The 12,591-nt window shown below is 38.6% G+C and carries 15 protein-coding genes and 2 other annotated features; all 15 genes read right to left on the bottom strand.

What is annotated here, in order from left to right:
* Positions 1 to 33 precede the first annotated feature (33 nt).
* A complete protein-coding gene (gene rplL / locus ACOI1D_RS09005) occupies positions 34 to 396 on the bottom strand; it encodes a 50S ribosomal protein L7/L12 (protein WP_422500944.1) in 363 nt (120 codons plus the stop codon).
* Between the two features lie 62 nt (positions 397 to 458).
* Positions 459 to 959, bottom strand: a complete 501-nt coding sequence (gene rplJ, locus ACOI1D_RS09000; protein ID WP_422500943.1) for a 50S ribosomal protein L10 — start codon at positions 957 to 959, stop codon at positions 459 to 461.
* 97 nt (positions 960 to 1,056) lie between these two features.
* Positions 1,057 to 1,193, bottom strand: a sequence feature (ribosomal protein L10 leader region).
* A gap of 60 nt (positions 1,194 to 1,253) precedes the next feature.
* Positions 1,254 to 1,952, bottom strand: a complete 699-nt coding sequence (gene rplA / locus ACOI1D_RS08995; protein WP_422500942.1) for a 50S ribosomal protein L1 — start codon at positions 1,950 to 1,952, stop codon at positions 1,254 to 1,256.
* Positions 1,953 to 2,127: 175 nt separating this feature from the next.
* Positions 2,128 to 2,553 (bottom strand): 50S ribosomal protein L11, encoded by a 426-nt coding sequence (gene rplK, locus ACOI1D_RS08990; RefSeq protein ID WP_422500941.1) that lies wholly within the window; start codon positions 2,551 to 2,553, stop codon positions 2,128 to 2,130.
* Positions 2,554 to 2,970: 417 nt separating this feature from the next.
* The gene (gene nusG / locus ACOI1D_RS08985) at positions 2,971 to 3,504 is read right to left on the bottom strand and encodes a transcription termination/antitermination protein NusG (RefSeq protein WP_422500940.1); all 534 of its coding nucleotides are present in this window, start codon (positions 3,502 to 3,504) and stop codon (positions 2,971 to 2,973) included.
* A gap of 245 nt (positions 3,505 to 3,749) precedes the next feature.
* Positions 3,750 to 3,923 carry a preprotein translocase subunit SecE gene (gene secE / locus ACOI1D_RS08980; RefSeq protein WP_422500939.1) on the bottom strand — a complete coding sequence of 58 codons (174 nt, stop codon included), beginning with the start codon at positions 3,921 to 3,923 and terminating at the stop codon, positions 3,750 to 3,752.
* Positions 3,924 to 3,958: 35 nt separating this feature from the next.
* Entirely contained in the window at positions 3,959 to 4,108 is a 150-nt protein-coding gene (gene rpmG / locus ACOI1D_RS08975) for a 50S ribosomal protein L33 (RefSeq protein WP_422500938.1), read from the bottom strand.
* Between the two features lie 100 nt (positions 4,109 to 4,208).
* Entirely contained in the window at positions 4,209 to 4,859 is a 651-nt protein-coding gene (gene sigH / locus ACOI1D_RS08970) for an RNA polymerase sporulation sigma factor SigH (protein WP_422500994.1), read from the bottom strand.
* A gap of 114 nt (positions 4,860 to 4,973) precedes the next feature.
* The gene (locus ACOI1D_RS08965; RefSeq protein WP_422500937.1) at positions 4,974 to 5,483 is read right to left on the bottom strand and encodes an NYN domain-containing protein; all 510 of its coding nucleotides are present in this window, start codon (positions 5,481 to 5,483) and stop codon (positions 4,974 to 4,976) included.
* A 3-nt stretch (positions 5,484 to 5,486) separates the two neighbouring features.
* Positions 5,487 to 6,230, bottom strand: a complete 744-nt coding sequence (rlmB, locus tag ACOI1D_RS08960) for a 23S rRNA (guanosine(2251)-2'-O)-methyltransferase RlmB (RefSeq protein ID WP_422500993.1) — start codon at positions 6,228 to 6,230, stop codon at positions 5,487 to 5,489.
* Between the two features lies 1 nt (position 6,231).
* Complete coding sequence (locus ACOI1D_RS08955) at positions 6,232 to 6,630, bottom strand: Mini-ribonuclease 3 (protein ID WP_422500936.1); 399 nt, start codon at positions 6,628 to 6,630, stop codon at positions 6,232 to 6,234.
* A gap of 5 nt (positions 6,631 to 6,635) precedes the next feature.
* Positions 6,636 to 8,036: a cysteine--tRNA ligase gene (cysS, locus tag ACOI1D_RS08950; RefSeq protein WP_422500935.1), complete on the bottom strand. Its 1,401-nt coding sequence runs from the start codon at positions 8,034 to 8,036 to the stop codon at positions 6,636 to 6,638.
* Positions 8,017 to 8,685 (bottom strand): serine O-acetyltransferase, encoded by a 669-nt coding sequence (gene cysE / locus ACOI1D_RS08945; protein ID WP_422500934.1) that lies wholly within the window; start codon positions 8,683 to 8,685, stop codon positions 8,017 to 8,019. Before cysE ends, cysS begins: the two co-directional genes overlap by 20 nt.
* A gap of 80 nt (positions 8,686 to 8,765) precedes the next feature.
* Positions 8,766 to 8,979: a binding site (T-box leader), on the bottom strand.
* A gap of 43 nt (positions 8,980 to 9,022) precedes the next feature.
* Positions 9,023 to 10,492 (bottom strand): glutamate--tRNA ligase, encoded by a 1,470-nt coding sequence (gltX, locus tag ACOI1D_RS08940; RefSeq protein ID WP_422500933.1) that lies wholly within the window; start codon positions 10,490 to 10,492, stop codon positions 9,023 to 9,025.
* Between the two features lie 822 nt (positions 10,493 to 11,314).
* The gene (locus tag ACOI1D_RS08935; RefSeq protein WP_422500932.1) at positions 11,315 to 12,415 is read right to left on the bottom strand and encodes a PIN/TRAM domain-containing protein; all 1,101 of its coding nucleotides are present in this window, start codon (positions 12,413 to 12,415) and stop codon (positions 11,315 to 11,317) included.
* Between the last annotated feature and the right edge of the window lie 176 nt (positions 12,416 to 12,591).

The raw sequence follows: 12,591 nt of genomic DNA, 5'->3' as shown, positions 1-12,591 counted from the left end.
CCCGCCGTATAACGACGAGCTCCCCATATACAATTACTTAACTTCTACTGATGCGCCCGCTTCTTCAAGTTTACCTTTAACTTCTTCAGCGTCGTCTTTAGATACAGCTTCTTTAATAGCTTTAGGTGCGTTATCAACTAAGTCTTTTGCGTCTTTAAGACCAAGACCAGTGATCTCACGTACTGCTTTAACAACTTTAATTTTTGATGCTCCAGCACTTGTAAGTACTACATCAAATTCAGTTTGTTCTTCAGCTTCTTCCGCTCCAGCTCCACCTGCTGCTGCAACTGGTGCTGCCGCTGTTACGCCGAATTCTTCCTCGATAGCCTTAACAAGATCGTTTAATTCTAAAACTGACATTTCTTTAACTGCTTCAATAATTTGTTCTTTAGTCATTTTATTTCCTCCTATTTTACATGTAATTTAGATTTAAAACACAAAATCGCGTTGAAGCAATATTATGCTCCTTGCTCTTCCTTTTGTTCTGCGATAGCTTTTGTTGCGTAAGCCAAGTTGCGAATAGGTGCTTGAAGCACACTTAAAAGCATAGATACTAGACCGTCGTAATTTGGCAATTCTGCAAGTTCGTTCAGTTGTTCAAGTGATGCTATTTTACCTTCAATTACGCCACCTTTAATTTCAAGTTCTTTGTGAGACTTCGCAAATTTACTCAAAATCTTAGCTGGTGCAATAACATCATCTTTACTAAATGCGATAGCAGTAGGCCCAATTAGCGAATCGCTTAATTCATTTAGCTCTGCTTGTTCAACAGCACGACGTGTCATTGTGTTTTTGTACACTTTGAAGTCGATGTTTTCCTCTCGAAGCTGTTTACGAAGTTCTGTAACCGCAGCAACATCAAGGCCGCGATAATTAACAAGTACAGTTGATTGGCTATTTTGGAATTTATCAGCAATTTCCTGAACTACCTGTTTTTTTGCATCAATAACATTTGACATTGTTCCACCTCCTAGTAAAATAAGTATACCGAAAAGAGAAAAGCACAAGCTTCCCAACCGGACCGGATGTTCCACTGTAACTAAACATAACTTAGTGTCTAAGATAAGAAAAACCTCCATGAAGACATGGAGGTTTTTTATAACAAATGAATAAATCATTTGCTTTTAAACACCTCGGCAGGAAATTAAGCGATCTCTCGCACCTGCTGTCTACGGTACAACGTATTCATATTTATATCAAAACATAGTATATCGAATCGTCTATTAAAAGTCAAGCCCTATTGAACAAGAAATTTAACGACGCGTATAATCTGAAACATCAACTTTTACACCAGGTCCCATGGTAGACGTTACAGATACATTGCGCATGTAAACACCTTTTGAAGCTTGTGGTTTAACTTTTACAAGTGTTTCTGTGATTGCTACAAAGTTCTCGATAAGTTTTGCATCATCGAAAGAAATTTTTCCGATTGGAACGTGAATGTTTGCCGATTTATCAATACGATACTCAACTTTACCAGCTTTAATATCGTTAACTGCTTTTTCAACCTCAAATGTTACTGTACCAGTTTTAGGGTTAGGCATAAGTCCTTTTGGTCCTAAAACACGACCTAATTTACCTACCTCAGCCATCATATCTGGAGTAGCAACGATTACGTCAAAATCAAACCAACCTTGGTTAATTTTGTTAATCATTTCCTGATCTCCAACAAAATCAGCTCCTGCCGCTTCTGCTTCTTTAGCCTTTTCACCCTTAGCGAATACAAGTACACGTTGAGTTTTACCAGTTCCGTGTGGTAATACCATAGCCCCACGAATTTGTTGGTCAGCTTTCTTAGGGTCAACACCCAGACGAAAAGCTGCTTCTACTGTTTCATCAAATTTTGCACGAGAAGCTTCTTTAAGCAATGTGATAGCTTCCTTAACATCATAAGATTTAGTACGGTCAACAAGCTTCAGAGATTCTTGATAATTTTTACCTTTTTTAGCCATTTTGTTTCCTCCTCGATTGTGGTTATAGCGGTAATACCTCCCACTTATAAAAAGCAAAGAACACCTTTTATAAAGCATACCCAGACTTTAATAACTTCGCTTTTTCACGAAAAAGGTTGCGAGAAATGGAATCCCACTATCGCAACCCAGCTCGTATCTAAAAAGCGTAAAGGTATTAGTCTTCGATTGTAATACCCATGCTACGTGCAGTTCCTTCTACCATGCGCATCGCTGCTTCTACATCAGCGGCGTTTAAGTCAGGCATTTTTGTTTCCGCAATTTCTTTAACTTTATCGCGTTTAACAGTAGCGACTTTGTTGCGGTTAGGTTCACCAGAACCCGATTCGATACCTGCTGCTTTCTTCAACAATGTTGCAGCGGGTGGAGTTTTGGTAATAAACGTAAATGAACGGTCTTCAAATACCGAAATTTCAACCGGGATAATCATACCTGCTTCATCTTGCGTACGAGCATTAAATTCCTTACAGAATCCCATAATATTTACACCTGCTTGACCTAATGCTGGTCCTACCGGCGGCGCTGGGTTTGCTTTACCAGCTGGAATTTGTAGTTTTACAATCTTAATTACTTTTTTAGCCACGAGACACACCTCCTTAAAGTCCGTGATGTGGTAATAGGGTGTATTCACCCTCCCACTCATTATTAGCCATTTTCCTCTATATAAAGAGAACATAAATAACAATAGAATTTTAGCATATACAAAAAAAAAACGCAAGCCATAGTGAAAAAGAAAAGCGAAGAGGGCTTGCTTAGAGACGACAAGCATAGACAAGAGACCGTAGAGTAATGCTCTTTTTACTCGAAGTGTCTATTGACTATGTCTCGAGTCTCTAGCCCTCGCAGCTAGACAAAAGAAAAGTGGAGGCGACTGATTAGCGACGTACAAATAGATAGGACTGGGAACAGTACGTTGATCTTTACGTATGTTCATCAGGACTAACTATTTGCTAGTCGTTAGGAGCCGCAACCGGATCAAGAAAAACGGGAATTCTCCTCATTAAAGCTTTTCAATCTGCGAGAATTCAAGTTCAACAGGTGTTTCTCTGCCAAACATATTTACATGCACCTTCACTTTTTGTTTATCAAGATCGATATGTTCAATTGTACCGGTAAAGTTTGCAAACGGCCCCTCATTAACTCGTACACTTTCTTTCAGGTCAAAATCAAGTTGTGTAACCGCCTCCGAAACACCCATACGCTTCAACACCGTTTCAACTTCGTCAGGCAACAATGGGGTCGGTTTAGAACCGTGCCCACTAGATCCAACAAATCCTGTTACGCCAGGTGTATTACGAACTACATACCAAGAGTCATCTGTCATAATCATCTCTGTTAAAACATAACCAGGGAAAAATTTCTTTTTGACAATCTTTTTTTTGCCGTTTTTGATTTCTGTTTCTTCATCTTCAGGAACAATGACACGAAAAATCTTGTCTTCCATCCCCATTGTTTCCACGCGTTTCTCTAAATTCATTCTCACTTTGTTTTCATACCCTGAGTATGTATGAACAACGTACCAATTTTTCTCCATTTGAACAGGACAACTTAGCTGCCCTTCCCTCCCTTATATGAAGTTACACCCTGCAGGGTTATAACAATCTACCAAATCAAAAACCTAATGAACTGAGTAACTCTGACCTTAACCTATACATCTTCTAAAGGTGAAATAGTGAATATTTCTACAACATTAAAAAACCCGCTATGTCGGGTTTTTTTAAAGAAACGCTATTTATTTTCATTATAACATAACTCAAGCTTTCTTATTCAACAATATCATTAAAAACTATTTAATACCAACGTAATTAGTTGATCAATCACCGCAAAAAACACCGCTACAAATACTACAGTTGCAATTACAGTAATTGTATAACTTGTTAGCTCTTTCCCTTTTGGCCAGCTAACCTTTTTCATCTCACGTGATACGTTCTTAAAAAATTGGAAAAGCTTCATGGTTTGACCCCCAAACTATACCCGAAGGATGCGTCTTATTTAGTTTCACGATGCAGTGTATGTTTTCCACAATTCTTACAGTACTTCCGGGCTTCAAGCCGCTCAGGTTTTGTGGATACGTTTTTATTAGTTGTATAATTCCTACTCGAACATTCTGCACACGCTAACGTTACCTTTTTATTCATTCTACCACCCCAAACTAGGGTATTTTCACTTCTACTAATGTAGCATTGTTAAATTAATGTGTCAATAGTCTGTAAGTGGCTCGTCTTGCGTAATACTTGTTTACAGAGTTATTTCGCGAGATTCTATCAATTGTTCAAACTTACGCTTTACTCGTTGCAGCGCATTATCAATTGATTTTACATGTCTTTGTAATTCTACCGAAATCTCCTGATAGGATTGACCATCCAGGTATAAATTCAACGACTGTTTTTCTAAGTCGCTCAATAATTCAGTCAATTTTGATTCCATATCGTTGTATTTTTCACGATTGACAAGTAGTTCTTGTGGATCAATAGCTCTTGACCCTGCAATAATGTCAAGCAACGTTCTGTCTGATTCTTCATCGTAAACTGGTTTATCAAGTGATACATAAGAATTTAACGGTATATGTTTTTGACGTGTCGAGGTCTTCACCGCAGTAATTATCTGCCTGGTAATACACAATTCAGCAAAGGCTTTAAACGATGACAGCTTGTCCGCATCAAAATCTCGAATAGCTTTATAAAGCCCAATCATACCTTCTTGAACTATATCTTCTCTGTCAGCACCAATTAAAAAGTAGGTGCGCGCTTTTGCTCGAACAAGGTTTTTATATTTGTGAATCAAGAAATCAAGCGCACGACTGTTACCCTGGTGGATCAAATGAATGATAGCATCATCGTCAAGCAAATTTAAATGATCGCTTTCTGTCTCTAGCTGCTTGATTTTCACAAAAATACCTCCCGACACAAAACTGTCAATATATAGAATTATTATACAGTAAACATTTCCATATCGTCAACATGAAATCGGATGGACAACGCATTATATCGGCGTTTAACACCTTTACCCATTACCCCTGCGCCATTTTTCAAATTTTTCTAATACATCATCATTCAATGGGATCTTACTGTGTTTCTTTACCCTTTTATGCTTTTTAACACTTTCTTCGATTTCTCTTTCCATATCAATTAATTCAATATATAATTCTCTCGCTGATTTTCTTAATGCGCCTCTACCAAAAATAGTGCGCTGTTCTGCGTAATCAGAAGTGGCAACATATACTTGATTTACTACATTTTTTAATTCCTTTACAAGTTTTTCAATTCTCTCGTCTGCAGTTTCCTTTTCTTTGGTGTAGATTATCTCTACCTTATACTCCCTGAATTTGTTTACGGTACCTGGAACATAATATGCATCAAAAACAATGATAACCCGGCAACCACTAAAGGCCTTATATTCAGCCATTTTTTCAATTAAGCGGTTGCGGGCTTGTTCAAGATCAACGTCTTTTAACCGCTTCAGTTCATCCCAATCACCTATGATGTTATATCCGTCTACAACTAGTACATCCATCACCTATTCCCCTAAAGGAAACCTTTTACGGAATACTTCATAGAGCAATAAACTGCAAGCTACCGATGCATTTAACGAGGATACCTTTCCTTTTAACGGCAAGCTAACTGTCCAGTCACATTTTTCCTGAACCAGGCGACTCATCCCTTTTCCTTCATTTCCAATTACTAACGCAAGTGGCATTGTCCCATCCAGTGCACGATAATCTTCTGTCCCGTCTGCTGCGGTTCCAACAACCCACACATTACGCTCCTTAAGCTCCTCGATTGTGTTTGCAATATTGGTTACACGTGCAACTGGAATATGCTCAATTGCGCCAGCTGAAGTTTTAGCAACGGTAGCCGTTAGGCCCACAGACCTTCTTTTAGGGATAATAACTCCGTGTACTCCTGTTGCATCGGCAGTACGTAAAATGGAACCCAAATTATGTGGATCCTCCAGCTCGTCCAAAATAACGAAAAATGGTGCTTCATTTCTTTCTGAAGCCACGTTGAACAAGTCATCTATGTCAGCATACTGATAAGAAGCCACGTATGCAATAATTCCTTGATGACTGCCATCTACCAATTGATCAAGCTTACTTTTAGGTACCTTTTGAACGATGGTATTGGCTGCCTTTGCCAATTCATTCACCTTTTTACTTGCATTAATGTTCAATTGCTCTGTGATTAGCACTTTATTTACAGAGCGTCCCGATTTTAAAGCCTCAAATACCGGGTTCTTTCCAATAATGATTTCATGATCCAATTTAGACACTCCCTTCCTCGATAAAGTAGATTGCTTGTTTAAGCAATTGATCTAAGCGTTCTTCATTCTTTTGTAAATAGTGATAGCCAATCAGTGCCTCAAAAGCAGTGCTGTAACGATATGTCTGCACACTGCTGTTTTTTGGTACTGACCCTGACTTAGCATTCCTGCCCCGCGCCACAATTCGTTCTTCTTCATCCGTTAAAACCTTCTCTTCTAACCAACTTCTGATAACCTTTGCCTGACCTTTTGCAGATACAAAAGCGACAGCCTGTTTATGAAGGTCGTTTGGCTTTACCTGTCCGGAACGAATCAAGTGTTCACGAACACTCACCTCATGAATAGCATCCCCCATGTATGCCATGGCAAGACTTTTAAGCTGTTTAACATCCATACCCATAACACTTAACCTCTTTTCCATCTAGTTCCTTGAGGAGTGTCCTCTAACAGGATTTCTTTGTCCTTTAATGTATCGCGGATTTCATCTGCACGATTAAAATCACGGTTTTTACGAGCCTCAATCCGTTCCTGAAGTAATGCTTCAATATCTGCATTCAGCAACTCTTTCTCCTGATCAATCTGAATTCCCAACACAGAGAGAATAGTTGATATAGCATCTTTAAACAACTGAATAACTTCTGTAGATGTATGTTTGGACTTTAAATAAAGATTCGCTTCCTTTGTCAGGTCAAATAAAACGGAAATCGCATTCGCTGTATTAAAATCATCATCCATAGCCTCTTCAAAGCTTTGTTTAAGTTGTGTTATTTTGGCTTTCCATTGATCAGTATCCTGATCAAAATCTGTACTTGTTTTCTTTCTATGCTCTAAGTTGTCATAAGCGTTTTTGATTCGAACATAACTGTTTTTAGCACCTTCCAATAACTCTTCACTAAAGTTAATCGGATTCCGATAATGAACACTTAGCATGAAAAACCGGATAATTTGTGGATCGTGTTGTTCAATTAGTTCTTTGGTTAATACAAAGTTACCGAGTGATTTTGACATCTTCTCGTTATCAATATTAATATATCCATTGTGCATCCAGTACCTGGCAAAAGACTGGCCATTCATTGCCTCAGATTGCGCAATTTCATTTTCATGGTGGGGAAAGGTTAAATCCTGACCACCAGCATGAATATCAATTGTTTCTCCAAGGTATTTCTTAGCCATTGCAGAACATTCAATATGCCATCCGGGTCTACCCTGTCCCCAAGGGGAATCCCAGGCAATTTCCTCATTCTTAGCATTTTTCCATAAGGCAAAATCAAGTGGATCTTCTTTTTTCTCACCAATTTGAATTCGTGCACCAGAGCGCAATTCATCAATTGATTGATGCGAGAGTTTTCCATAATTATCAAAAGAACGTGGTTTAAAATAAACGTCGCCTTCAACTTCGTAAGCAAAACCTTTTTCAATTAGCGTCTCAACAAAGGATATAATATCATCCATTGTCTCTGTAACACGTGGATTATGCGTGGCCTTTTTTACACCAAGTGCAGCGACATCTTTTTGATAGGCATCGATAAAACGGTTAGTCAAATCTGGTATTTCCTCACCTAATTCATTAGCAACTTTAATAATTTTGTCATCGACATCGGTAAAATTCAGTACATAGTTTACATCATAGCCTCTGTATTCCAGGTATCTTCTTACTGAATCAAACACAATGGCCGGGCGAGCATTTCCAATATGAATATAGTTATACACTGTTGGGCCACAGACATACATGCTGACCTTTCCTTTTTCAAGTGGTATAAAAGCTTCCTTTTGTCGTGTTAGTGTATTATAAATTGTGATCGTCATTCGTATTCCCCTCTTTCAACTTGGCTAGTTCAGCAGTTAATAAGTGTATTTCCGTTTCTAACTCGTTGCAGCGATCTGAGACAGGATCAGGCAATTTATGATGATCCAAATCACGTCTTACCTTCTCCCCGTTTTGCACTACGACACGGCCAGGTATTCCAACTACTGTAGAATTAGCGGGCACATCATGTAATACCACCGATCCACCGCCAACCTTAGAATTTTCACCAATTACAATTGACCCCAGTACCTTTGCCCCGGTTGCAATTAGAACATTATCTTTTACCGTAGGGTGTCGTTTTCCTTTTTCCTTCCCTGTGCCACCTAAGGTCACACCTTGATAGATAGTAACATTATCCCCAATCTCACACGTTTCACCAATAACCACACCCATACCATGATCAATAAAGAAACGCTCACCAATTTTAGCCCCAGGGTGTATTTCTATTCCTGTAAAAAAACGACTGATTTGTGAAATGACACGAGCAATAAAAAATAAGTGCCTCTTAAAAAAAGCATGTGCAATTCTGTGTGACCAAATGGCATGCAGACCTGAATAAGTCAATCCTACTTCTATATAAGTACGAGCAGCTGGATCTTGTTCAAACACTACATCCATGTCTGATTTCATCCTTTTAAATATACCCAAAAACCGACACCTCCCCTTATGAATACCTTCCCTTTTCTTGATACTTTACAAATACAAAAAGCGCCCCTGTGTATTAACTACACAGAGACGCTTTTGGCGCGGTTCCACTCTGTTTGGAGTAAAAAACAAACTCCCAACTTACTCTATAACGGCAGAGTACCGCTGTTATATACTAAATTCCATAACAGACTCAAAGGTGCATTTCAAAAACGTAGCCCAGAATCACTTGCAGCCGATGATGATTCTCTCTAAATAAGCCAGAGGTTTTCTACTTCTCCTTATCAACGTTCGATATTATAGTATTACTATATTACATAATCAGCTGAAAGTGAACAAATTAAGCTTTTAATTCACTTAAAAGTTCATCAAGACGCTTAATAATTAGCTTTTTACCCAGAAGTTGTATAGCCATTGGAAGCTCTGGACCGTGTGTTTGACCAGTAGTCGCCACACGAATTGGCATAAATAAATTCTTGCCTTTTTGCTTTGTCTCTTTCTGTGTTTCTTTAATAGCAGCTTTAATTGTATCTTTATTAAATTCCTCCAGGTGTATTAGTTTATCCGTATAAACCTGCAGCACTTCAGGAACCTGTTCGCCTTTAAGAACTTCCATTGCATCTTCATCATACTCAATCTTTTCGTTGAAAAACAATTCCGTTAGCTCTACGATTTCTGCACCATATCGCAACTGCTCCTCATAAAGTGAAATCACATCTTCAACCCAGGATCTTTTTTCGTCATCCATATCCGAAGAAAGGCGACCAGATTCAATTAAATGTGGTAATGTTAATCCTACAATTGTGTCGTGGTCAAGGGTTTTAATATATTGATTATTCATCCATTTCAACTTCTGTGGATCAAAAATGGCCGCTGATGTCGACAACCGCTCAGGATCAAATATTTCAATTAATTTGTCTTTGTCAAAAATTTCTTCTTCACCAACTGGTGACCACCCTAGTAATGTAATAAAGTTAAACATAGCCTCAGGTAAATATCCTAAGTTATGATATTGCTCGATAAATTGTAGAATATGCTGATCTCGTTTACTAAGTTTCTTGCGCTCTTCGTTTAAGATTAATGTCATATGACCGAAAGTTGGCGCTTCCCAACCAAATGCATCATAAATCATCATTTGTTTCGGTGTATTCGAAATATGTTCTTCACCCCGTAAAACATGGGAAATGCGCATTAAATGATCATCAATGGCAACAGCAAAATTATACGTAGGGATACCGTTTTTCTTCACAATCACCCAGTCGCCAAAATCACTTGATTCAAAAGTAATATCATCACGTACAATATCATTAAATTTATATGTTTTATTTTTAGGAACACGCATTCGAATGCTTGGTTTGCGTCCTTCTCGTTCGAATGCAGCGATTTGTTCTTCTGAGAGGTCACAATGTGCTCCAGAATACTTAGGAACTTGTCCATTAGCTTTTTGTTCTTCCCGTTCCGCATCCAGTTCTTCTTCAGTCATGTAACATTTGTAGGCAAGCCCTTTCTCAAGAAGCTCGTTTACATATTTAGTATATAAATCCAAACGCTCCATTTGTCTGTAAGGTCCATAATCCCCACCAACATCAGCACCTTCATCCCACTCAATACCTAACCATTTCAAGAATTCCAGCTGACTTTCTTCGCCTCCAACTACATTTCGCTTGTCATCAGTATCTTCTGTTCTGATGATAAATTTCCCATCAAAATGCTTGGCATATAAAAAGTTAAACAATGCTGTACGTGCGTTTCCAATATGTAAATGACCAGTTGGACTTGGTGCATAACGTACACGAACTTCGTTAGTCATGGTGATACCCCTTCCGTAAACTCTTTATTTTTGGCTGTTTAGTTGTGTTGCTTTAAAACTGAGACGTAGTGAAAACTTTCTCTCCGCCGTTCCGGCAGAATACTTCGCTTTCCGCGGGCACGGCCTCAGTCTCCTCAGAAGCAAAGAGCGCTTCTTCCGGGGCCTTCGGACTCGCGCTGTTCCCGCAGGAGTCTTCGTATTCTGCCTCCACTAGGATAGAGAGTTACGCATGAATTCTGTGCCTTTACGGGATTCTTCTCCTTTCAACAGAAAACTATCTAAGCTGCGGAAAAATGCGAGACTCCAGTGGGAAAGGAACAGTCTGAAGACCCCGCAGTGAGCGGTTTTTGCTCCGAGGAGGCTGAAGCGTTCCCCACGGAAAGCGAGTGTTTTTCCGCAGCGCTGGATCAGCACCAATCTAATAAAGGATGGTAGAAAATAAATCCAGCAGTTACGTCGCAGTTTATACATTTTGTGTCAAAACAACAATTTTTTTTAGAAAACAGCTTAATTAATTATATTTAACCAATGGGAAACGTTTCCCTCAGAGCAGTTGCTTCCCCTTATCTTGGCTGGTTGCAGCTTCTAGCAGTCGAGTCATACGATGGGGAAAACCCCACTCCGCTTTTCGTTCTGTCTAGTTGCGCCTCCTTGTAGCTGCCGTCATAAGCAATTGACACTCCAAACGCCAAAAACCAGGCGTTTTACGGCCTCTTGTTTATGCTTCCGCTTCATAACAGTCGCCTCCGCTTTTCTCTTTTACAGCAAAAAGCGATAACATGATTGTTATCACTTTTAGTTTCTTTTTAAGTTATACCCTTTTTACTGCGCTTTTTCAAGTAATTTTGGTTTTGCAAATATCATCCTACCTGCAGATGTTTGAAGAACACTTGTAATTAACACTTCAATAGTCTTACCTATATAATTACGTCCTTCTTCAACCACAATCATCGTGCCGTCATCTAGATAGGCTATTCCCTGATTCTGTTCCTTACCATCCTTAATTACTTGAACCATCAACTCTTCACCCGGTAACACAACTGGTTTAACAGCGTTTGCTAAGTCATTTATGTTTAGAACATGGACCCCTTGAAAGTCGCAAACTTTATTCAGGTTAAAATCATTCGTAACAACCACGCCATTAATAACCTTTGCAAGTTTAATTAGCTTACTATCAACCTCTTGAATTTCTTCAAAGTCACCTTCGTAAATTTCTACATTTACCGCTATTTCTTTTTGAATTCTGTTTAATACGTCTAGTCCACGTCGTCCTCTGTTTCTTTTTAATACATCTGATGAATCTGCAATATGCTGGAGCTCACCTAAAACAAACTCTGGAATAACTATAGTTCCTTCTAGAAAGCTGGTTTGACATATATCTGCTATACGTCCATCAATAATTACACTTGTGTCCAGTATTTTAGGCTTCGATTGAATGTCCTCAGAAGAAGTATCGGTATCATCAGTTTTCCTGCGATCACGTTCTTTTCTATTCATCATTAACAAGTTTAAAAACTCATCACGACGTTTAAATCCAACTTGAAACCCTATATATCCCAAGAAAAACGTTAAGAATATCGGTATCACCTGTGAAACCAGTTGAATCTCAATATCTTTTAATGAAATATTAACTAAATATGCAACTACCAAACCAATGATTAATCCCAGACTACCAAACAATAAATCACCAACAGGCACCTTGATTAGCGTATCCTCTGTCCATCGCAGGAATTCCACAATATAATCTGCTATCCAGTACGTTACAAGAAATATAATGATTGCACCTAAGATTAAACCTAAATACGGGGACGCTGCCCACTTCGCATCCGTGAAGTTTAACAATTTAATGATTTCTGGAATATATAAATATCCAATGGTACCACCTGCAATAAGAAAAAATAAATGCACAATTTTTTTCAGCACCATATTCACCTCCTGTCTTCTAGTATTACCTATTTTTTTAAAAAAATAACCATATATAAAGCTTTATTTAGACTTTTCTTCCCATAAAGAATAGCATACCTACCATTTTCAGTCAATTTGGCAAACTTAAGATTCTATCACAATTTTTTACAGGTGTCAATTTGGTTTTATTTGGA

The sequence above is a fragment of the Virgibacillus sp. DJP39 genome (assembly GCF_049310925.1).
Taxonomy (GTDB): domain Bacteria; phylum Bacillota; class Bacilli; order Bacillales; family Amphibacillaceae; genus Virgibacillus_F.
Note: the sequence above shows the minus strand (reverse complement) of the source record. Positions and strands in the feature narration are given on the sequence as shown.

Excerpts from the sequence above, each read along its gene's own strand:
- rplJ (WP_422500943.1), bottom strand. The coding sequence starts at position 959 with ATGTCAAATGTTATTGATGCAAAAAAACAGGTAGTTCAGGAAATTGCT.
- ACOI1D_RS08955 (WP_422500936.1), bottom strand. The coding sequence starts at position 6,630 with ATGGGTATGGATGTTAAACAGCTTAAAAGTCTTGCCATGGCATACATG.
- cysS (WP_422500935.1), bottom strand. The coding sequence starts at position 8,036 with ATGACGATCACAATTTATAATACACTAACACGACAAAAGGAAGCTTTT.
- nusG (WP_422500940.1), bottom strand. The coding sequence starts at position 3,504 with ATGGAGAAAAATTGGTACGTTGTTCATACATACTCAGGGTATGAAAAC.
- ACOI1D_RS08965 (WP_422500937.1), bottom strand. The coding sequence starts at position 5,483 with ATGGATGTACTAGTTGTAGACGGATATAACATCATAGGTGATTGGGAT.
- gltX (WP_422500933.1), bottom strand. The coding sequence starts at position 10,492 with ATGACTAACGAAGTTCGTGTACGTTATGCACCAAGTCCAACTGGTCAT.
- secE (WP_422500939.1), bottom strand. The coding sequence starts at position 3,923 with ATGAAGCTTTTCCAATTTTTTAAGAACGTATCACGTGAGATGAAAAAG.
- rplL (WP_422500944.1), bottom strand. The coding sequence starts at position 396 with ATGACTAAAGAACAAATTATTGAAGCAGTTAAAGAAATGTCAGTTTTA.
- rpmG (WP_422500938.1), bottom strand. The coding sequence starts at position 4,108 with ATGAATAAAAAGGTAACGTTAGCGTGTGCAGAATGTTCGAGTAGGAAT.
- rplA (WP_422500942.1), bottom strand. The coding sequence starts at position 1,952 with ATGGCTAAAAAAGGTAAAAATTATCAAGAATCTCTGAAGCTTGTTGAC.